This is a genomic window from Desulfococcus sp., assembly GCF_050178255.1.
Classification (GTDB): Bacteria; Desulfobacterota; Desulfobacteria; order Desulfobacterales; family Desulfococcaceae; genus Desulfococcus; species Desulfococcus multivorans.
Map to the genome: position 1 here is coordinate 37,346 of NZ_JBFXGG010000012.1, position 21,029 is coordinate 58,374.

Genomic DNA, 21,029 nt, shown 5'->3' on the forward strand with positions numbered 1-21,029 from the left:
AACCGGTCCAGGGTCGGTTGTGAGGGCTCACCCCTTCCCCAAAGCGTCGATCAGTTGTCGGGAGTTCATCACCCGAAGCAGGGGGTCGAGGGGCGTGCGGCGATAGCAGTTCAGGATCTGTTCGTGAACCTCCCTGGAAGCAGCGGCGGTGCAGTCCTCCAGCAGGACTGCTTTATAGTCGAAACACAGGGCGTCCATGGCAGTGGTCAGGACACAGACATTGGTGGAGACGCCGGCCACGGCGCACAGCGTGACGCCCCGCTGTTTCAGCAACTTATCCAGTTCTGTCCCGAAGAAGGCCGAGAACCTGGGTTTGGGGAGCCAGAGGTCTTCGGGGCTGCGATCCAGTTCGTCAGCGACTTCGGCGCCGGGGGTACCGGCCAGGGCGTGGGGTTTCATCCGTCCTTTGAAGATGAAGTCGTCCTCGTGAAAGGCATCGGTAGAGAAGACGATGGGCCAACCCTGTTTTCGAAACGCGGCGGTCAAGACGTTGATGGGTTCCACGATCTCCCGGGCGAAAGGGGTGACGGGGAAGCGGTTGGCCGCGTCGAAGGTGTCCTTGACCAGATCGATGATCAGAAGCGCCGGTTTTTCGGTGGTACCCTGTATCATAGGTTATCCCTTCATCGAAGCATGGCGACCGGCTGACGCGTCAGCCGGCCGCCGTGCCTCAGGAGGCCCGACGGCAGGAGAGGCCGCCGGGGGGGTATCGACGTTCATTCAGGCCGGCAGATGCCGGAGAGTCTATTCGGCCTTCTGAAATACATAGTTCAACTGCCCGTTGGGGAGCACGTTGGAGACGGCTTTCATAGACATGCCGATCTCCATCTCCTCGAGGGGGATGTCTGCGGCGATTCTGCCGAACACCTTGAAATCGCCGTAGTCGAGCAAAGCGATGGCATAGGGGAGATCGCCGTCAAAGCCCCTGGGGGCATATTCGAGACGGCTGTAGGATACCAGACGGCCGGTGCCCGAGACCTCGAACCACTCCATATCGCTCGACAGGCAGTCGCAGCAGTCGGCCCGGGGCGGGAAAAAGCGCCGGTTGCATTTTTTGCAGAGGGTTCCAGTGACCTTGCCGGCTTCCAGATGATCGATGAAGTCGTTGACTTTGGTGGTGTCGGTAAAGCTTACCGTACCGAATTTCTTGAAACGTACATCCGCTTCTTTTTTTGGGGTTGTCATGTAATTAGCCCTCCTATCGTCCCAGGATGGTGACGTTGCCGTAAAGTCCGACACCGCCGATATTATGCACCAGCCCGATTTCCGGATCCTTGACCTGCATGGGTCCGGCCTCACCCCTGAGCTGGAGGACGATGGTTCGGACCTGGGAGCCGCCCGTGGCCCCGATGGGATGACCCTTGGACAGGAGCCCGCCATCCACGTTGACGGGGATGCTGCCCTCCTTGTAGGTCTCCTTGCCTTGAATCAGCTCCTTGCCCTCGCCGGGCTTGGCGAAGCCGAGATTCTCGTAGGCCATCATCTCGGCGATGGTGAAACAGTCATGCACCTCGGCCACGTCGATCTCTTTCGGGCCGACGCCGGCCATCTTATAGGCCTGATCCGCGGCCTGACGGGCCACGGCAAGTCCGGCCAGATCGTCCCGACCGGTCATGTTCACCGACGCCGAGGCGGCGCCCACGCCCAGGACCCAGACCGGCTTTTTCGAAAAGGTTTTGGCGCGCTCTTCGCTGACGACGATGAGGCAGGAGCTCCCGTCGGCATTGGCGCAGCAGTCTCCAACCCGGAGCGGGCTGGCCACCGGCCCGGCCATGGTCTGTTCCGGGTCGGCGAACATCTCCTCGGTGACCGGCTTGCGGTACACGGCCCGGTCGTTGATCTGGCCGTAGGTGGCGGCCTTGACACGGATGGCGGCCAGATCCTCGGGACGCGTCCCGAATTTTTTCATGTGGGCCTGGGCATGCAGGGCGTAATAGGCCGGCATCATGGTGCCGAAGGGGCTTTCCCACTGAATGTCGGCGCCGCGGCCCATCCGCTCCTGCGATTCGGCCGAGGAGATCTCCGACATCTTCTGAAATCCCAGCACCGCCACGGCATGATGGAGCCCGGCGGCCACCAGCGAATAGGCGAGCTTCAAGCCGGTGCTGCTCGACGAACACAGCGTCTCCACATAAAAAGTCGGCTGAGGATTGAGACCGAGGTACTCGGCGAAAATGCCTGCCGGGGATCTTTGTTTGTCATACTCCGGCGCCGAACAGACCACCGAGGCGTCAATGTCGCCTGCGGTCATGCCGGCGTCGGTCATGGCTTCCTTGAAAGCTTCGAATGTCAATTCCCGGATCGATCCGGGATACTTGCGTACAAAGCGGCTCTGTCCCACGCCGATGATCGCGACTCTGCCCATACTGTCCTCTCTTGATGTCAGCCTGCCGGATGGTCCGGCAGGCCGGTTGGATTGAAGTTGGATTAAATGTACTGGCCGCCGTCGACCTTGATGACCTCGCCGGTGATGTGCCGGGCACGATCCGAGGCGAGAAAGGCGATGACGTTGGCCAGGTCTTCGGGTTGGCCCACCCGCTTCAGGACGATTTCCCCCATGGCCATGTCGACGATCTTGTCGCGGGCCTCGGACTCCCTCAGCATGGCGGTTTCGATCAGACCCGGTGCCACGGCGTTGACGTTGACCCCGAATCCGCCGAGCTCCTTGGCCACGGCTTTGGTATAGCCGATGATGCCCGCCTTGGAGGCCGAATAATTGGTTTGTCCGAACTTGCCCCGGAGCCCGTTGATGGAGGTCACGTTGATGATCTTCCCGGATTTCTGGTCCTTGAACAGGGGGGCCGCGTGGCGGGTGAAGTTGAAGTAGCCCTTGAGGTTGACCTCGATGACCCGGTCCCATTGTTCTTCCGTCATTTTCCAGCAGACGCCGTCCCAGTTCATCCCGGCGTTGTTGACCAGGATGTCAAGGCCGCCGAAGGCTTCCACGGTGGCTTTGACCACCGCTTCGGCCTGGGAAAAAGAGGCGATGTCGCATTGAATGCAAAGGGCTTTTCGCCCCATTGCGACAATCCGGTCCCGGACTTCCTCGGCCGCCTCCTTGTGCTTTCGATAGGTCAAACAGACATTGGCGCCTTCTTCGGCCAACATCAGGGAAGCAGCGGTGCCGATGCCCTGTGATCCTCCGGTGACGATGGCGTTTTTACCTTCCAGTAACATAGTGCCTCCTCGTTATTTCTTGGGTTTGGCCAGAACGGCGGCCATGAACTCATCGTCGAAGGCGTCCCCGTTGACCTGGCGTCTTCGGAATTCAATGAAGTCGATGGTGTCGCGACCCGTCAGTTTCTTGGTGTTGAAGGCGTTGAATCCCAGAAAGGCCTCGCCGTTCATGTTGGCGGCCAGCCAGTGGCGGTTGATGACCTTGGCCTGATCCCAGTAGAATTTCTTTTTCAGCCGGATGCCCTCGATGGTTTTGATGACGCAGCCCGGGAAGAGATTGGTGAAGGTCCAGAGAATATTGTCGATCTCCTTGTCGAGCCGCTCGAAGTCGGCGGACATCGATTTGATCTTGTCTTTGGCGGCTTTGGCCTCGTCGCCGGCCTTGAACTCCCCGTAGACCAGCTGCCCGCCGTCCAGGTATTTGTCGGTGATCACCAGGGGGTTGCAGATCCATTCGCCGTTCTCCTTGAGGACCGGCACGCATTTGGTGATGAGCCCAAGCCGGCTCATTTTGTAGGCGCTCCAGAGCTCGCACGAGACGCTGTTCCACATGGCCTGCTCCATGGGCAGCATCCAGGGAAGGAAATCGGTGCTCCCGCCGTCCGGCGCCGATCCGTGCCGTGCGCCGGCCTGTCCGAAAATGGCCAGGTCGCTGGACACGGTCAAATCGGTGGCCATCCCGATCTCCTGGCCGCCGCCCACCCGCATGCCGTTCACCCGGCAGATCGTCGGCTTCTTGCATGTGAGGATGGCGTCCACCATGGCGTTGAAGAGATCCATGTAAATACCGTATTCATTGGGGCGGCGGGCGTAATACTCCGCATACTCCTTGGTGTTCCCGCCGGTGCAGAAGGCCCTGTCCCCGACGGCGGTGAAGACGCAGGCCACGACGGAGGTGTCTGCCGAGGCCCGGTGAAAACCGGCGATCACGGCCTTGACCATTTCGGTGGTGTAGGAGTTGTACTGGTTGGGGTTGTTGAGGGTGACCCAGGCCGAGTAAAGTCCTTCAACGGCATTGCCCTGGGGATCGATGATCGGTTTCTTTTCGAAAATCACCCCGGGCGCTTCCTTCGAAAAAATATCTTCCCCCCACAGGTGGTGATCCTTTACACCGAATTCTCTCGGCAGCCATTTGATATCGCTCATGTCGTTAACCTCCTTGCAAGCCATCTTTTTGTGTATAGTCAGTTTCAGATACCGTCATCCTGTCAGTCGCCGTATCATACGACTGATTGTAGAATCTTTTTTCATCACCTGAAAGGCGATCCCGATCAGGTGATTTGCTCGAGCATTTGGGTTCGCAGCGAATCGCGGCGATTTGCAGGGCAGCAACCCGGGAAAGGCCGCTGATAATGCATAAGACAGTCAGGGCGGCGGGATCAGGGTTGGCGGCATCGAACCATCAGTGCAGGCACAGGCCCTTTTCCTTTTATCGGTTTTTCCACTCCGGTTTTCGCTTTTCTTCAAAGCTTTTGATGCCTTCCAGCGTATCTTCGGTCTTCATGAGGGTGTTGAGAAACAAATCGCTGACCCCGGCGATCCCCCGAGCCATATCCATGCCCAGATGTGCCTTGACGGCCTTTTTGTTCAGCCGCAGGATCAGCGGGCTGTTGTACCGGATCTCTCCGATCAGGGTGTTCAGGTCGGCCTCGAAATTCTCAGGCGCGGCAAGCTGGGAAACCAGCCCCATGGCGAAAGCCTGGGCTGCGGTGTAGCGCCTTCCCGTTGTGCAGATCTCGATAGCCTTGGCGGGTCCCACCAGTTGCGGGAGACGAAACGCCGCATAGGGAGGGAAAAAGCCCAATTTGATTTCCGGTTGGCCAAACACGGCTTTTTCCGACGCGACAATCAGGTCGCAGGCGATGGCCACTTCCATGCCGCCGCCGAGACAAGCGCCGTGAACCGCAGCGATGGTGGGAACTTCGATCCGGTCCAGGTTTTCAAAAATGCCGTTGAAGGTCTGGATCATGTCGTCCACCAACTCGGGTTTGTGATCGCCCACCTCGACGCCGGCACACCAGCTGGGACCTTCGCCGGAAAGCACAAGGCATTTGAGAGCGGCATCATCCGCGAGTTGCTTCAGCACAGTGTTGAGTTCCCTCATCATGGCGATATCGAGTACATTGTGCTTGGGTCTGGCCAGCTTGACGGTCGCCACGCCTTCGGTGTTTTCCAACTTCAGATAGTTCAAGGTCATTGATCGTTTTCCTCGGCTTCATTGTAGTTATAAAAAAGCTGTTATGTAACTGCACTGTTACAAGACTTGGTTTGTCCTTGTCAAGAAAAAAATTCTAGCGGCTCAAATTGTTTCTAATGACTGGAGCGCATTCAGCGTTTTTCCATCTGCCGCTCAACAGATGAAAATATCCGTGGGCACCTCACTGAGCATTTCGGCCCCTGTTTCGGTGACGACAAACATGCTTTCAATGCCTGCTGAAAATTGTTTTTCGAACACCATTTTGGGCTCGAGAGCGATGGTCATGCCTGGTGTCAGGACATCTTTTCTACCTTTAGCCACAAAGGGCGGTTCGACCAGTTCGACGCCCACGCCGTGTCCGATGAACTTTACCTTGTAGCCGGGCGGACCGAGATATTGATCCGCATATCCCAACTGATGGGCTCTGGAGACTGAAACCTCAAAGAGTTCGTCGACGCTGACACCAGGTTTTACCGCTTCAAGGACCGAATTGTGGATATCGACGACCGCACGGCACGCATCCTCGGCCGGTTTGGGCATGTCGCCGATGGCGAACATCCGGGTTTCGTCTGAATGGTAGCCGTTGATCACGATCCCCAGGTCGATCATGATGGGTTCTCCGGCCGCCAGAAGTTTGCCGGATGCACCGCACGGAAAGGCCGGAGAGGTACCCATGCCGCTTGCCGGGGCGTCCAGCAGGCCGACCATGCCGCCGCTTTCGCCCGACAATACGTGCCAGTTGTAAATTTCGCTCCGGTAGTCCCTGACCCGAAGCCCGGCGGCATGGCCGTGCTTTCTGGCGTAAGCCTCATAGATTCCGGAAAATTCGATTTCCGAAATTCCCGGTTGGATCACTGTCCTAATATAATTGAAGACGGCGGCGGATAGCCGGGTGGTTTTTTTCATCTGGGCGATTTCCCACCGGGATTTGACCATGCGTGTGTTCAGGATGAGGAGGGAGGCGTCCGCGCATTTTTCGGGGCCGAGAATTTTGCGGTAAAACCGGAACTCGTTTACCGGCATGACATCGAGTTCAAATCCGATCTGTTTGGCCGTGCCGCCATAAATATCGCTGATCAGGCCGGGGAGATTCCTGACGGAGTTGATTTCTATTTTGCGCGCTATGGCCGATTCCACTTCCGCCCTTGGCATGTATTTCCTGACGAACAACGTCGGGGCCGCTTCCGCCGGAATATACAAAACGGCATTCTGGGCAGTCCCCGAAAAATAGTACAGATCCTGATGCTGAACAATGAACACGGCATCCATGCCGGTTTTTTGCATAGCGGTTTGCAGGTTGGCGATCCGCTGATCGATTTCGCTCCTGGGAACTTTAAACGGGTTGATGGATTCAACGGAATTCATCTTGTCACTCCTTTTGCTTGATCCGTCCACACGATGCCGCCAGTTGAACCGGAGTATCATTATGGTTTTAATTGTGTTTACATTATAGCTACAACGTGATAGTGCTCCATTGCAAGAAAAAAATGTGTGAATATGCCCATATCGGGCTCAACTCGTTTGAATAACATGGTTATACGGGTAGAGACGTTTCCAGAGAGTACCGGCTTCCGGTATGTGTTGAACCAAACAAAAAGGTCTGGACCGCAACCATTCTAACAGACCCTGCATCAGCGTTTTCAGACGCCCGTGAGACATAGAAAGACAACGCATGGATTTAAATCAGTACTGCCCTGAAAAGGTTCTGGATGCTGCAAAGGCCATATCAAACATCAGGCAGGGAAGCCGGGTCTTTATCGGCACCGGCTGCGGTGAGCCTCAGCATCTGATCAAAACCATGGTACAGGATATGAATATGCAGGACATCATGGTATACCAGATGCTTTCCTCCACCCTGTCACAGTTTGTGGAAGATGAAACCTTCCTGAAGCGTTTCTCCCTCAAATTGTTTTTCATCAGTTGGGCCATGAGAAGGGCGGCTTCCGTGGGGAAGATCGACTACATCCCCACGTATCTTTCCCAGATCCCGAAGCTTTTTTACAGCGGCAGGATCGCGTTGGATGTGGCGTTGATTCAGGTCAGTCCTCCGGATGCGTTCGGGTATTGCAGCCTTGGCGTATCGGTCGACATCACTCTCGCCGGCATGACATCAGCCAAACTGGTCATCGCCCAGGTCAATTCCAGAATGCCCAATACATGGGGAGACAGTTTTGTCCATGTGGATGACATCGATTATTTTGTGCTGCATGACGAGCCTCTCGTCGAATCCGTTCGCATTCTCAACGAGAGTGAAACGGAAATCAGCCGCCGTATCGGGATGTATATCTCCCAGGTCGTTGACGACGGCGCCACGATCCAGATCGGCTTTGGCTATCTTCCCAATGCCGTCTTGAAATTCCTGGACAAGAAGAAAGACCTGGGTATCCACACCCAGGTGATCACGGACGGTCTGCTTTCGCTCCTGGAGAAAAAGGTCATCACCAACAAGAAAAAGACCTTTATCCCCGGAAGAATCGTGGCATCTCTGTGCATGGGATCACAAAAAATTTATGATTACGTTCACAACAATCCCATGTTCTATTTCCGATCGTCGGATTTTGTGAACAACCCGAAGGTCATCGCTCAGAACGACAATTTCATCTCCATCAGTTCGGCACTGCAGGTGGATCTGACCGGACAGGTATGTGCGGATTCGCTGGGAAATAAATTTTACAGCGGTATCGGCGACCAGGTGGATTTTCTGCGGGGGGCCGCCTTGTCGGACGACGGCTTCTCCATTATCGCGCTGCCGTCCACGGCGCACACTGAAAAGGGTACTGTTTCAAGGATTGTCGCCAGCCTCAGCGACGGCGCCGGTCTGGCGACAACGCGTGCGGACGTCGATATCGTCATTACGGAATACGGCATTGCCGAACTTCAGGGAAAAAGCATTTATCAGCGTGTCATGGAGCTCACCCAGATCGCCCATCCCCAATTCCGGAACGATCTGATCGAGGAAGCCAAATCCCGGGGCTATATCTTTCCGGATCAGCTTCCGCCGGCGGCCGAGGACCTTATTTTTCTTGAGGAATATAAGGAATCCATGGAGTTGAAAAACGGAAAAACAATTCTATTCCGTCCCCTGCTGCCGTCTGATGAGTTTGCATACCGGAATTTTTTCTACTCGCTTCGGAAAGAGACTATCTACAGGCGGTTTTTTTACGAGAAAAAAATTTTCTCCCATGAAATGATTCAGGGTCAATATGCAGGTGTGGATTATCGAAGAAACATGTTCCTCATCGGATTGGTCCAGAAAAAGCGCCATAAGCAGATTGTCGCCATCGGGACCTATCTGGATTCAGGGAACTCTCTGGCGGAGGTCGCCTTTGTCGTACGGGAAGACTACCAGGGTATGGGCATTGCCTCATTTCTACTGAAACAGCTTGAACGCATTGCCCGAAAGAACGGATTTACCATGTTTACCGCCACAACCCTTCGCGAGAATGCATCCATGTGCCATGTATTTAAAAAGCGGTATCCCAACGCAACATACAGCTATGAGAGCAGCGAGATTGAAATTGTAATGGATTTCAGTGACTCTGATAAAGAACCTACGTGAAATGGGAATGCAAGTATCAATTTGGCAGTTAAACAGCTGAACATACCGCATAGCGAATTTCAGGATGCTTCAGGTACTTCATCACTCGAGTCGGTAGTTTTGAAGCCTGCGCAGGCGTGATATCGCTTTTTTCTTCAATTGAGCTTTCGTTCTCGCCGATACGCTTGGATGGACACCAGCCTTGAGTCGCAGTTGAGATATTTATCCGGATACGCTTCATCAAATTATTTTTCTACCACCCTGGGGTGCTGTCCGAAAGCCCGCCTCAGCGGCCTCCGGTGCGTAAACCCCCATCGCTTCAGTTATTTATCAATCGGCCGTATGGGCATGTTGGTGGAAAAGCGCTCTTTGATCAGGTGTTGGACCGCGGCGTGGAGTGCATCCAAAGCGCGATAGACAATTTGAGCCGGTCAGGAATTTGTCGTAAATGGTCTTCTGAACCTCTTTTTCCTGATCCGGACTCAAGGTCCGGCAACTGCCGTGCCGGCGGCCGCGCTTTTCGATCTGGATCGCCTTTGCTCCCTCACGCTCATATTTTTTGCGTTACTCGCAAACGGTCATGAAATGAACCCCGACAATTTCTGCGATCTCTTTGTATTTTCTTCGGATTTACGAAGTCGAATTGCCTGATTTCCGATTAGCTGCCGTACTTCCGGCGCAAGTTTGCGTGCATCCATGTTTTCCATTTATTGCCATGGGCAATTGCCAGGTTAATAGTCTGCCATCGTTGTCGGTCAGAGCTACATGCAAGAGGCTGGCTGGCGTTATTGGCAAGACGCCATACTCTGCATGCAAAATGTCGGGTTAAATCTATAAAATTGGAATATTTTTCTTGACACGCAAATCAAGCCTTGGTAAATTCTCACTTAACGATAGCTTGTTATCGCAATAAGATAATTTATTGGGTCGGCCGCGGCCAGCATTCGGGTTCTTCGTTTTATCTATCGTGCCATTAATCGTTTGGAAACAAGTCTGTGCTGTCGGCATCGGCAATGGTTTTTCGGGCCACTGACTCCCAGGAAAAAATCCTGCAGATCCTGAACCGCATGTTTGGAGATCATCGTCGTACAAGGATGAGGTTCGGTTTGAGCATAAGAGTGTTAATCTGAAAGACTATATGCTTCCGTCAATCGATACGAAGCGCATGCTTAACTTTGGCAGAATACTTACAGGGGCTATAGAATGAAAAAACAGATCCTTTCAGGAAATGAGGCGGTCGCGCTGGGTGCATTCCAGGCCGGTGTAAAGGTGGCAAGCGGCTATCCAGGAACACCAAGCACAGAAATATTGCAGAATTTTGCTACCTATAAGGGTGTTTATGCAGAATGGGCTCCCAACGAAAAGGTGGCGCTTGAAGTGGCGATCGGATCCGCTATGACGGGCGTTCGAACACTGTTCACTACCAAGCATGTGGGACTGAACGTGGCTGCGGACCCATTGATGACCCTTGCCTATACCGGCATTCCCGGTGGTCTCCTGATAGTATGTGCGGATGACCCGGGTATGCACAGTTCCCAAAATGAGCAGGACAACCGCTTTTATGCCAAGTTCGCCAAAATCCCCATGCTGGAGCCCAGCGACAGCCAGGAGGCAAAGGAAATGGTCGAAGAAGGGCTGCGTCTGTCCGAGAAGTATGATTCCCCCACCATGTTGCGCATCACCACCCGGGTTTGTCATTCCAAGAGCATTGTCCAACTTGATGCGGAGATTCAAGCGGACATACCGGTTGCGGAAGGATTTAAGCGTGATCTGAAGAAATTCGTCATGATTCCGGCGTTTGCAAAATTGAGGCATCCCCTGGTCCTTGAAAGGGAAGAAAAACTGAAGGACATTGCCGAAACCACGGCGTTTAACAGAATCGAATGGAATGACAACAAGATTGGCATTATCACCAGTGGCATCGCTTATCAGTACGTAAGAGAAATCATGCCGGATGCTTCGATTCTGAAGTTGGGAATGACCTTTCCGTTGCCAATAAAGAAGATAAAAGAATTCGCCGGCAAGGTCGATCGCCTCTTTGTAGTGGAAGAACTGGAACCGTACATCGAAGATGAAATCCGAATCATGGGACTGGCCGTTGAAGGCAAGGCTTTTTTCCCCAGGTTGGATGAACTGTCTCCAGATGTCGTGGCCGCCGGCTTTGCAGAAGCCGGCGTATTGCCTTACGATCTTCCGCCAGACCGGGAAAAAGCACCGGGAGGTGATATGCCTCGGCCGCCGCTGCTCTGTGCCGGCTGTCCTCACAGAGGCTTGTTTTATGCCTTGAATAAAATGAAGGCCATCGTTCACAGCGATATTGGCTGCTACACCTTGAGTGTGTTGCCGCCCTTGCAAAGCATCGATTCCACACTTTGCATGGGGGCGAGCATCAGTATGGCCCACGGCACGGCAAAAGCCATGGCCATGGCCGGACTGGAAGACCAACGTCCGGTATTTGCCGCCATTGGCGACTCCACTTTCTTTCACTCCGGCATCACCAGCCTGATGGATGTCATCTACAATAAAGGTAACGTGAATGTGGTTATCCTGGACAACCGCATTACGGCCATGACCGGGGGACAGCAGAATCCCGGCACCGGGCGCACTCTTCAGATGCAGGAAACTTACGCCGTCGACATCATGGAGATTGTCCGTGCACTGGGATGCAAACGTGTGAGAGAGATCGATCCCTTTGACCTGGAAGGTACCATTGCTGCGTTGAAGGAGGAAATTGCCCATGACGGACCATCTGTGCTGGTCACCAAGCGTCCCTGTGTCCAACTGTTTCGCCAGGACCCGCAAGCCGTACGGGTTGTGGACACGGATGCCTGCATCGGCTGTAAACGCTGCCTCAAGCTTGGCTGTCCATCCATTTCCCAGGGAGATATCATTCCTGATGAAGCGGATAAAAAAGAACGTCGCTACTCGTACATCGATGCGGCGACCTGTTATGGATGTGGTCTTTGCGAGCAGGTGTGCACATCGAATGCAATTGTTTGCGTGCCAGAATGATATGGCCGGCGTTGACCCCTCCAAAAGGAGAAAAAAATGACTCGGGAAAATAAGAAAACAGTCAACGTTCTGGTGGTCGGTACCGGTGGCCAGGGCGTGATAACGGCCAGTGAGATTTTATCGGACGTGGCCATGCGCAGCGGATTTGACGCCAAGAAGAGTGAAATCCACGGCATGTCCCAGCGAGGCGGCGTGGTGACGAGCCATGTGCGCTATAGTGAAAATGTTGCCTCGCCCATGATTATGCAGGGCGAGGCGGACATTCTGCTTTCCTTTGAACTGTCGGAAGCGTTGCGGTGGCTCCATTTCTTGAGGCCCACCGGACGGGTGATCACCAGCCTGCAGAAAATAATACCGCCGGCTGTTTATGCCGGCATGGGAAGCTATCCTGAAGATGCCCAAGCCGTTATCAGACAGCGAACCGCCGATCCCGTTTTTGTGGATGCGCTGCCTATGGCCGAAGAACTCGGCAATCCCAGACTGGTGAACACCATTTTACTCGGCATCGCCTCAACCATGCTGGATCTCCCCCTCGATGCTTGGAAAGCAGTGATTGTCGAGCGTGTGCCGCCCAAATTTAAGGAATTGAATCTGGTGGCATTTGATAAAGGTCGCGACGTTGCATAGTCGCCATGGTAAATGTCGATATTTCCTAATTAACTGAAATGAAAATATTATTCTGTTTAATTAAATACGGTTTGCCTCGTGTTGAGAGCTTCTAAAACAGCGATGGGTTCAGAACCAATCAATTCTTAAAAAACAGTGGAAAGAGGCGTTGTGATGAAACTCAAACAAATTGTTATTTCGATCGAAAACTCGCCGACTCGTCTATACAATGTCATAAAGGCGATGGGTGATGCCGGCATCAATCTGCGAGCCCTGAATCTTGTCGACACGGGTGCGTTCGGCCAACTTCGTCTATTGGTATCCGATACTGCCAAAGCACGGCGAATACTGATGGAGATGAGCATTCCTGCATTTGTCAATGAGGTGGTTGCAACGGAAATACCTGACGAGCCGGGCAGTCTAGCGAATGTAATGCTGCCGCTGTTGAAGGCCGGCATACGAATTGAATTCATGTATGCCTATATAGGGTCATCTGCCGGAAGTGCCGTTATGATTTTTTGCTTTTCCGACAATGACAGGGCTATTGAGGTGCTGAAGGAAAACGGCATAAGAATTTTGGACGCGACGATATTTGATATCCGCGAATAGAATCGACAAGAACAACTCGAAGAGGTTTCCATGGGCAAAACGAATCAAAATCATCCTTGGCATTATGGCATTATCGGCGCCGGACCGGTTGGGTGCATTGTGGCGGCATTTCTTGCCCGAGGTGGGCACAAAGTAACCCTTTGCGACATTGTCCCCGAGCTGGTTGATACTGCCAGAGACAGGGGCGTTATTATTGAAGGCGCGGAACGCCTTGAACAGAAAATAACCCATACGTGCAATCATATTGAAGATTTGATCGCCGCTGAGCCGAATGCCATTTTTATCTGTGTCAAGGCCCAGGCATTGCCGCTCATCTCATCTGCACTGGGGGATATCTACAAGGAAGGAATTTTTGTCGTCAGTTGGCAAAACGGTATTGATACGGAATACGAAATCGCAAACGTGCTCGGCAAAAAGCCGGTAATGCGGGCAGTCGTAAACTGGGGATGTGGATTCCTGGGCCCGGCACATGTCACTATGGCATTTCATCATCCGCCTCACTATATTCAGGAACTCGATCCCGCAGCCGGGGATGCTGCCATACATATTGCCGATGATCTTTCAAACAGCGGACTTCACACCGAACATACGAACCAGGTGGTTCCCATGGTCTGGCGAAAGACCATTATGAATGCGTCCATGAACCCTGTATGCGCGGCAACCGGTCTGACCATGGCCCAGGCCATGGGCGATCCAATGACCTTCAGCGTCATTGATGCGTTAATCAAGGAATGCCTGGCCGTGGCGCGGGCCAATGAAATCCATGTGGGGTGGGATTACTACCAGAATGCATTGGACTACTTGAAAAATGCAGGTCACCATAAACCATCGATGTTGATGGATATCGAAGCCCACCGGCGAACCGAGATCAATTATATCAATGGAAAAATCGTGGAATACGGCGCGCAAGCCGGCATCCAGACACCCTACAACAACACCATGCGATCGTTGATCAAGGGTATAGAATTCAGCATGGAAGCTCGCAGGTAACCTGCGATCACCTCGAGGCCGTCGCAATCGTTGGCGGCGGGAATCTGTTGAGGGCCGGTTGTACAACCGGCGATACCGGCGGCAGATGAACACTTACCATCGGGTACTATGAGCAAAACATATTCAATAGAAAAGGCGGTCTATGCGGGCGTCGATGTGGGTGCCTCACACACCAAGGTTGCCCTGATCGATACTGCCGGACACCTCCGCGGTCATGGGGTCCGCAAATCGGGCGTGAATTTTTCGGCCACTGCCGAAATGTGTCTTGCCGACGCCTTGCAAATGGCCGACTGTACGGCGGACCAGGTGGCTCATACCGTATCCACGGGGTATGGGCGTCACAATGTAACTTTCGCATCCGGAACCCACACGGAAATCGGGTGCCATGCCAAGGGCTCCTATTTTTATTTCCCGGAAGCCATCACCGTGATCGACATCGGTGGACAGGATAATAAAATAATCAAACTGGATTCAAACGGCAGACGCATCAGTTTCAAGATGAACCGCAAATGCGCTGCCGGCACGGGTGCTTTTCTGGAAGAGATGGCAACCCGTCTTGATATTCCACTATCCGATATGGACGGATTGGCCAGAAAATCCACCGAAACCGTCAATATCGGCAGCTACTGCACCGTATTCAGTGCCACCGAAGTGCTGGAATATATCCGCCATGGTAAAAAAGTTCAGGATATCATCAAAGGGCTCTTTGTTTCCGTGATTCGGCGTGTTCTGGAGATGGATTCTCTGACGGAAAAGGTTGTCATGACTGGTGGGGTGGTGGCCCATAATCCTTACCTGATCGATTTAAGCGAAGAACAAATCGGGAGACGCGTATGGACGCCGCCGTTTCCGCAACTGGCCGGCGCCATCGGCGCCGCCCTGTATGCAAAAGCAACCCAAACAAGTGATAACGAGTGACTGACATGGCACACGAAACCAAACAGATCTTGAGACGTCTTAAATCCGCCAAGGACCTGAGCCGGTTCATGGCCGATTATTACTATGAGTTGAACGAAGCGGCTATTTCCGGAAAGCGGAAAATCGCCTGGTGCACGAGCGTGGGACCGGCGGAACTGCTGCGTGGCCTGGGGTACCTGATCTACTTCCCCGAGACCCACGCGGCCATGCTGGGCGCCACGCGAATGGCCACCGACCTGATTCCCACGGCCAACGCCATGGGATATTCCCCGGAGATCTGCTCATACCTGACGGCCGACATCGGTGCCTTCGTAAAAGGCATCACACCACTGTCCGCCGCATATAAAGGGATAACGTCTGTCCCCAAACCGGATGTCCTCGTCTACAATACCAACCAGTGTCGCGATGTTCTGGATTGGTTCAATTGGTATGGTGATAAATTCAATGTGCCGGTCGTCGGTATCGAATCCTACCGGTCCGTTGGCGAGATAACCGATTTCCACATCGACTCCATTGCCTCGCAAATTGAAAATCTGGTTGCACCGCTGGAGGAACTTGCCGGTTGCAAGCTCGATATGGATGCGTTTAAGCAGGCCGTGGCGCTGTCACGGGAATGCTCGGATCTTTGGGCACAATGTCTGGCAACGGCGTCTGCAAAACCCGCACCCCTGACGTTTTTTGATGGGACGACCCTGATGGGACCGGCTGTGGTGGGTCGCGGTACGCTGAAAGCCGTTGAAATGTACCGGCTGCTCCTGGACGAGCTTGAAGAACGGGTCAACGCCGGAGAAGGCGCCCTTGTCGGTGAGGAGAAATATCGCCTTTATTGGGACGGCATGCCGGTGTGGGGTCGATTGGGGATGCACTCGAAGATGTTTGCCGAATTGAATGCCAATGTCATTGCATCCACCTACTGCAGCAGCTGGATTTTTTCTGCGCTGGATCCGTCAGATCCGTTCAAGAGTATGGCTCGGGCGTACACGGAGCTGTTTATTGTCCGGAATGATGCCTACAAAGAAAGATATATCCAGGACAAATTGGATGTATTTGGTTGTGACGGCATTCTCTACCATAATGCCCGCACCTGCCCCAACAACACCAATTGCCTTTACGGTATGCCGCAGCGCCTTTTCAGGAAGACAGGCATTCCATTTGTCATCATGGACGGCGATTTAAACGACCTGAGGTGTCTTTCTGATGAACAGACCAAAACCAACGTCGAAGCATTTATCGAACAACTGGAAGAGATGAAATAAAATGGGGAGGTAAACCATGGCGCACTGGATGAATCTGGGACAGCATTTTAAGGTTAATGCAAAGAAGTATGCCAACAAATTGGTGTTGAAAGACCAAACACGCAGCTTTACCTATGCGGAAACCAATCGGCGTGTAAACCGACTGGCCCATTGTCTTATGGATCTCGGCCTGTCAAAGGGCGACAAAGTGGCCGTGTTTATGGACAACTGCATCGAAATAATCGAAGTCTACCTGGCCACGGCCAAAACCGGCATCATCATTGTCCCGATCAATTTTCGGCTGGTGGGCCGGGAGGTGGAATATATCGTAAACAACTCCGATGCCAAGGCCATGATTGTGGAAGCACAATTCGCTGAGATCATCGACCCGATTAAAAAAAATCTCGAGAAGATTGCACCTCAGAACTATGTGATTGTGGGCGGTGAAAGCGCCGGCTATCTGGAATACGAAAGGTTCATCTCAGGCCGTCCGGATAAAGAGCCGGATGTAAGCGTCAAGCCGGAGGACACGTGGATATTGATCTATACGTCCGGCACCACCGGCAAGCCCAAGGGGGTGATTCGCTCCCATGAATCTCACATCGCCTATTATTTGATCAACGGCTTGGAGATGGGGTTCAACGACCGCGATTATTGTTTGAACATCATGCCCCTTTGCCACATCAACTCTACCTTCTATACCTTTATCTTCCTTTATCTGGGCGGCTCTGTCTACGTTCACCCGGCCCTCTCCTTCAAGGCACCGGAACTGCTCAAGATTGTTGAAGAGGAAAAGATTACCTTTATTTCGCTCATACCGACCCATTACAACCTGATTTTAAATGTGGACGAGGGCAACCGCAGGAGAGATGTCAGCTCTATTCGAAAACTGCTCTGCTCCTCAGCGCCTGTTCGACAAAAGATGAAACGGGCTATCATGACCTTTTTCCCCAACGCCGAACTATATGAAGGATATGGCTCTACGGAAGCCGGATGTGTCACCGTGCTCAAGCCCGAGGATCAGATATCCAGAGCCGGTTCCATCGGTCAGGAAACCCTGGGCACCGATTTCGTAAAAATTTTGGATTTTGAAGGCAATGAAGTTGCCACCGGTGAGGTGGGAGAAATTTTTTCCCGGGGCCCCATGCTTTTTGACGAATACTATAAATTACCTGAGAAAACCCTCGAGTCGTTCAAAAACGGCTGGTTCTCCGCCGGGGATTTGGGCAGGAAGGACGAAGACGGATATTATTACATTGTAGACAGAAAAAACAACATGATCATTACCGGTGGGGAAAATGTCTACCCCAGCGAAGTGGAAGAGGTCGTGGGCAGCCATGAATGTGTATTCGACTGTGCCTGCATTGGTCTGCCGGATGAAAAGTGGGGAGAAAAAATCGTGGCCGTCGTAGCCCTCAAAGACGGTGTAGACGAAAAAGACATCAACGAGAAAGACATTCAAGACTGCTGTCGGGTAAAGCTCGCCAGCTATAAACGTCCTAAAGAGATAATCTTTATCAAAAGCGATGAAATGCCTCGAACGCCAACGGGTAAAATCCTGCATCGAAAACTTAAGGATCGGTATTTGGCATAATCTCCTGTAATAATATATTTTGTCGTTTATTTTTTTCTTCTTTCGTCATTTTTTGTTTTTAATACGCGGAATTCAACCGTAGGGCACCGGGTTGAGTACAGAACGGCTCAATGCCCATATTGATTCAGCATGTGCATAGACAGAGGTTTATTGTCAATCGTGGCGTTTCTTTTGTGAAACATTTAACAGGAGGTTAACCGTGAACTTCTCTAAATATGCCGCCATAAACGCTCGTCACCATTCCAACAAGATTTGCCTTATTGAGCGAACTCCCTCGATTGAAAAACGAAGGACGCTCACCTGGAAGCAGTTTAATGACGCCATCAACCGCGTTGCCAATTATCTGGCCAAGGAATGTGGCGTCAAAGACGGTGATAAGATCATGCACCTTCAAAACAACTCTCTTGAATGGCTGATTACCTATTTTGCCATCATTCGCCTGGGGGCAATCGTCGTGCCCCTGAATTTCAGGTTTGAAAGCGCCGATGTGTTGTATGCAGCGGAAGTTTGTAACCCCCAGGTTTTTCTCCTCGGCTCCGAGTTTTTAAAGGTGGTGCAGCCAATTCAGCAAAAACTTGAAACAATCCGAAAGTATATCTGCATCGGCGATACCGTTCCTGATGATATGATCGACTATGCAAAAGTAGATGCATACGATGATTCCTCGGATGCAATGGTCGATGTGGCGGACCATCATGATCTTGCCATGATGTTCACCTCGGGTACGACCGGAAAGCCCAAACCGGTAATGCACACCCATTTTTCCATGAAAAACACGGCTGCCGGAAACGGCATGTCCTATTTTGTCGAAAAAAATGACAACTATCTCATTTTTCTGCCGCTGTTTCACAGCGGTACCATGTTTTTATGGGCGCCGTTTTACGCCACTGGGGCAACGGGCACCATACTTCGGGAATTCAACAATGCAAGATATATCTTCGATGCTCTGGCGGAAGAAAAATGCACTGACACCCTTTTTGTCGTACCGATAGCCATCATGGCACTGAATGCCATTGACGACGGCACCATCAACCTGGCTGACTATGATTTATCGGCCTGGCGTTACATGGAAATCGGTGCTCAGCCCGTGCCCTTCGACATTATGAAAAAGCTGGTTGAGACCCTGCCCTGCGGCGTATCAAACATTTACGGCATTACGGAAGGTGGCGGCGGAGGCCTGTTCAATCTCTATCCTGAAGATGTTTTAAAAAAACCCGGCTCCATTGGGAAACCGACCTATGGCGTGGAGGCAAAGATTATTGATTGGGACGGCAGTGAACTGCCCAGCGGTTCGGTCGGTGAGTTGCTCTTTTCAACAGAACGTATGATGAAAGAATATCATGGTAATCCGGAAATGACCGCCGCCACCATTCAAGACGGATGGCTCCGGACGGGCGATCTGTTGAAAACCGATGAAGAAGGTTTTTACTACATTGTTGACCGAATGAAGGATATGATAACCAGCGGCGGAGAAAACATTTTTCCGGTGGAAATCGAAGATGCGCTCATGGATCACCCTGATATAGAAGATGTGGCCTGTATCGGATATCCGGATGATCGCCTGGTTGAAATCGTACTGGCGGTGGTTCAACTCAAAGCGGGCAAAAAAATGACTGAAGCGGAACTTATCGAGTATGCCAAATCAAAAATAGCGACTTACAAAGCGCCTCGCAAGGTTATTTTTGACGAAATTCCACGCAGCGCGACCGGAAAAGTGATGAAGCCGGTGCTCAGAGAAAAATATACTGGAAGACGAGAAGCCTTTAAACAGCTCGCTTAACCGGTGTGCGTCGCCGATAATCAGCAAGCCTGAGAAGGGGGCAAGTTGCTGATCCTCGAATCGAATAGTCGGAATTTTGTAGAATTTTGCGTGAATTTATGATTTGCTGGATTTCACTTGCGGCGGCCTCCTGAATGGTGATATTAATTATTGTAGCAAATAATCTATATCCACTATTTGCGGGCCTCCGCAAGCGCCATCTTCCTTTTCCCATCATAACTTTTGCAATCACAGGGTTTATCGACCTGTTTGAATATTGCTATCATCAAAAAAACGAATATCGGATCCTTGACGTTTTCGATCTCCACATGGGTGCAGCAGCGTGGGGATCCGGAAATGATCAAAAAAAATCATGAATCTTGATGCTGATATAAAGTACTATGTTGAGCTTCGGAGCAATCCTGATATGTTCCATTTGAGCCCTTTCCTCTTAACATTATATTGTTTTGTTGCAGATTCACACTATATCAAAGGCATGGGCTCTTTAAGTTTTTTTAGGTTCTATTTCGGTATGTTAAATAACTTCACTGCAAAGTTTGGCTAACCTCGAAAGTAGAGATCAAAAAAAGAAAGGAACGAATTATGGCACTCCGTAGAATTTTAGTATTGCTGCTTGTTTTAATCGTGGGATCAATTATGCTGGTTTCTCCATCGTCTGCAGAGGAAAAATTGTCGCTTGACAAATGGAAACCCGATTTCGACCCCAAGGGTGCAAAGTATAAGTGCGTTGTTTCAAATGTTTCTGCGCCGGCCCTTGTAGGGACTTATGCAGGGTTCCAGATGCGTGATGAACTCTGGAAAAGAACCAATGGACAGATTTACATTGATTTTAAGCCCTATTCAATCCTCGGCGGCGAGGTGGAAGTGTTGAATATGGTGCAAATGGGTGCTGTTCAGGGGATGGGTGTTTCATCGGTTGCCTCCACAAACCTTGGACCCAGGTTCGGTGTGGTCAACCTGCCTTTCCTGATTGATTCTTTTGAAAAACTGGATAAATTTGTTTCCAATAAAAAATTGTTTGACCACTTCTTGATGGGAATGGATCATCAGGGGATCACAGGACTCGATATTACCGGCTATGGCAACTATGGCTGGGCAACCACCACTCCGGTGAAAACCATTGATGATGCCAGAAAAGTTAAATTCAGAATTGCGGAAGCTGCCGTAAACTTTCTCACATACGGGACATGGGGTTTCAACCCGGTTTCCATGCCCTGGCCTGACGTACAGGTGGCCCTGAAACAGGGGGTTATCACCGGTCTTGACCATACTCCCGCAGTCTGCATGATTACCAAAAAGTTCGAGGTTGCCAAATACTTTACCCAGATCAATTATGCCCAGGGGCTTTTTATCTGGATTTTCAACAAAGCCTG

17 protein-coding genes are annotated in these 21,029 nt (G+C 51.9%); 10 read left to right on the forward strand and 7 right to left on the reverse strand.

The window, feature by feature from the left end:
- Positions 1-27 precede the first annotated feature (27 nt).
- From AB7S84_RS04230 to AB7S84_RS04260, 7 genes are all read right to left on the reverse strand, one after another.
- Positions 28-612 (reverse strand): cysteine hydrolase family protein, encoded by a 585-nt coding sequence (locus AB7S84_RS04230; protein WP_020875285.1) that lies wholly within the window; start codon positions 610-612, stop codon positions 28-30.
- 132 nt (positions 613-744) lie between these two features.
- Positions 745-1,185, reverse strand: coding sequence for a Zn-ribbon domain-containing OB-fold protein (locus tag AB7S84_RS04235; RefSeq protein WP_020875286.1), 441 nt, complete (start codon positions 1,183-1,185; stop codon positions 745-747).
- A 13-nt stretch (positions 1,186-1,198) separates the two neighbouring features.
- Complete coding sequence (locus AB7S84_RS04240; protein WP_020875287.1) at positions 1,199-2,365, reverse strand: thiolase family protein; 1,167 nt, start codon at positions 2,363-2,365, stop codon at positions 1,199-1,201.
- 62 nt (positions 2,366-2,427) lie between these two features.
- Entirely contained in the window at positions 2,428-3,177 is a 750-nt protein-coding gene (locus AB7S84_RS04245) for an SDR family oxidoreductase (protein ID WP_020875288.1), read from the reverse strand.
- Positions 3,178-3,189: 12 nt separating this feature from the next.
- Positions 3,190-4,323 carry a 6-oxocyclohex-1-ene-1-carbonyl-CoA hydratase gene (oah, locus tag AB7S84_RS04250; RefSeq protein ID WP_020875289.1) on the reverse strand — a complete coding sequence of 378 codons (1,134 nt, stop codon included), beginning with the start codon at positions 4,321-4,323 and terminating at the stop codon, positions 3,190-3,192.
- Between the two features lie 283 nt (positions 4,324-4,606).
- Positions 4,607-5,374, reverse strand: a complete 768-nt coding sequence (locus tag AB7S84_RS04255; protein ID WP_428153071.1) for an enoyl-CoA hydratase/isomerase family protein — start codon at positions 5,372-5,374, stop codon at positions 4,607-4,609.
- Between the two features lie 153 nt (positions 5,375-5,527).
- On the reverse strand, positions 5,528-6,739 hold the full coding sequence (locus AB7S84_RS04260) for a M24 family metallopeptidase (RefSeq protein WP_020875291.1): 1,212 nt from the start codon (positions 6,737-6,739) through the stop codon (positions 5,528-5,530).
- Between the two features lie 307 nt (positions 6,740-7,046).
- On the opposite strand from AB7S84_RS04260, the gene AB7S84_RS04265 reads away from it, so the two are divergent.
- The 10 genes from AB7S84_RS04265 to AB7S84_RS04310 all read left to right on the forward strand — a co-directional run.
- Positions 7,047-8,933: a bifunctional acetyl-CoA hydrolase/transferase family protein/GNAT family N-acetyltransferase gene (locus AB7S84_RS04265; protein ID WP_020875292.1), complete on the forward strand. Its 1,887-nt coding sequence runs from the start codon at positions 7,047-7,049 to the stop codon at positions 8,931-8,933.
- Between the two features lie 1,182 nt (positions 8,934-10,115).
- Positions 10,116-11,924 carry an indolepyruvate ferredoxin oxidoreductase subunit alpha gene (iorA, locus tag AB7S84_RS04270; RefSeq protein ID WP_020877907.1) on the forward strand — a complete coding sequence of 603 codons (1,809 nt, stop codon included), beginning with the start codon at positions 10,116-10,118 and terminating at the stop codon, positions 11,922-11,924.
- Between the two features lie 36 nt (positions 11,925-11,960).
- A complete protein-coding gene (locus AB7S84_RS04275; protein ID WP_020877908.1) occupies positions 11,961-12,551 on the forward strand; it encodes an indolepyruvate oxidoreductase subunit beta in 591 nt (196 codons plus the stop codon).
- Between the two features lie 153 nt (positions 12,552-12,704).
- Positions 12,705-13,139: a hypothetical protein gene (locus tag AB7S84_RS04280; RefSeq protein ID WP_020877909.1), complete on the forward strand. Its 435-nt coding sequence runs from the start codon at positions 12,705-12,707 to the stop codon at positions 13,137-13,139.
- 30 nt (positions 13,140-13,169) lie between these two features.
- Positions 13,170-14,129 (forward strand): ketopantoate reductase family protein, encoded by a 960-nt coding sequence (locus AB7S84_RS04285; protein WP_020877910.1) that lies wholly within the window; start codon positions 13,170-13,172, stop codon positions 14,127-14,129.
- A gap of 108 nt (positions 14,130-14,237) precedes the next feature.
- Complete coding sequence (locus tag AB7S84_RS04290; RefSeq protein ID WP_020877911.1) at positions 14,238-15,047, forward strand: acyl-CoA dehydratase activase; 810 nt, start codon at positions 14,238-14,240, stop codon at positions 15,045-15,047.
- A 5-nt stretch (positions 15,048-15,052) separates the two neighbouring features.
- On the forward strand, positions 15,053-16,303 hold the full coding sequence (locus AB7S84_RS04295; protein ID WP_020877912.1) for a 2-hydroxyacyl-CoA dehydratase subunit D: 1,251 nt from the start codon (positions 15,053-15,055) through the stop codon (positions 16,301-16,303).
- Positions 16,304-16,319: 16 nt separating this feature from the next.
- The gene (locus tag AB7S84_RS04300; protein ID WP_020877913.1) at positions 16,320-17,876 is read left to right on the forward strand and encodes a class I adenylate-forming enzyme family protein; all 1,557 of its coding nucleotides are present in this window, start codon (positions 16,320-16,322) and stop codon (positions 17,874-17,876) included.
- Between the two features lie 199 nt (positions 17,877-18,075).
- Positions 18,076-19,656, forward strand: a complete 1,581-nt coding sequence (locus tag AB7S84_RS04305) for a class I adenylate-forming enzyme family protein (protein WP_020877914.1) — start codon at positions 18,076-18,078, stop codon at positions 19,654-19,656.
- Between the two features lie 582 nt (positions 19,657-20,238).
- A partial coding sequence (locus AB7S84_RS04310; RefSeq protein WP_428153078.1) for a TRAP transporter substrate-binding protein occupies positions 20,239-21,029 on the forward strand: 791 nt, incomplete at its 3' end.

Coding starts and splice junctions, on each gene's coding strand:
- AB7S84_RS04280 (WP_020877909.1), top strand. CDS start 12,705: ATGAAACTCAAACAAATTGTTATTTCGATCGAAAACTCGCCGACTCGT.
- AB7S84_RS04290 (WP_020877911.1), top strand. CDS start 14,238: ATGAGCAAAACATATTCAATAGAAAAGGCGGTCTATGCGGGCGTCGAT.
- AB7S84_RS04265 (WP_020875292.1), top strand. CDS start 7,047: ATGGATTTAAATCAGTACTGCCCTGAAAAGGTTCTGGATGCTGCAAAG.
- AB7S84_RS04240 (WP_020875287.1), bottom strand. CDS start 2,365: ATGGGCAGAGTCGCGATCATCGGCGTGGGACAGAGCCGCTTTGTACGC.
- AB7S84_RS04230 (WP_020875285.1), bottom strand. CDS start 612: ATGATACAGGGTACCACCGAAAAACCGGCGCTTCTGATCATCGATCTG.
- AB7S84_RS04300 (WP_020877913.1), top strand. CDS start 16,320: ATGGCGCACTGGATGAATCTGGGACAGCATTTTAAGGTTAATGCAAAG.
- AB7S84_RS04275 (WP_020877908.1), top strand. CDS start 11,961: ATGACTCGGGAAAATAAGAAAACAGTCAACGTTCTGGTGGTCGGTACC.
- AB7S84_RS04295 (WP_020877912.1), top strand. CDS start 15,053: ATGGCACACGAAACCAAACAGATCTTGAGACGTCTTAAATCCGCCAAG.
- AB7S84_RS04255 (WP_428153071.1), bottom strand. CDS start 5,374: ATGACCTTGAACTATCTGAAGTTGGAAAACACCGAAGGCGTGGCGACC.
- AB7S84_RS04245 (WP_020875288.1), bottom strand. CDS start 3,177: ATGTTACTGGAAGGTAAAAACGCCATCGTCACCGGAGGATCACAGGGC.
- AB7S84_RS04285 (WP_020877910.1), top strand. CDS start 13,170: ATGGGCAAAACGAATCAAAATCATCCTTGGCATTATGGCATTATCGGC.
- AB7S84_RS04260 (WP_020875291.1), bottom strand. CDS start 6,739: ATGAATTCCGTTGAATCCATCAACCCGTTTAAAGTTCCCAGGAGCGAA.
- oah (WP_020875289.1), bottom strand. CDS start 4,323: ATGAGCGATATCAAATGGCTGCCGAGAGAATTCGGTGTAAAGGATCAC.
- iorA (WP_020877907.1), top strand. CDS start 10,116: ATGAAAAAACAGATCCTTTCAGGAAATGAGGCGGTCGCGCTGGGTGCA.
- AB7S84_RS04235 (WP_020875286.1), bottom strand. CDS start 1,185: ATGACAACCCCAAAAAAAGAAGCGGATGTACGTTTCAAGAAATTCGGT.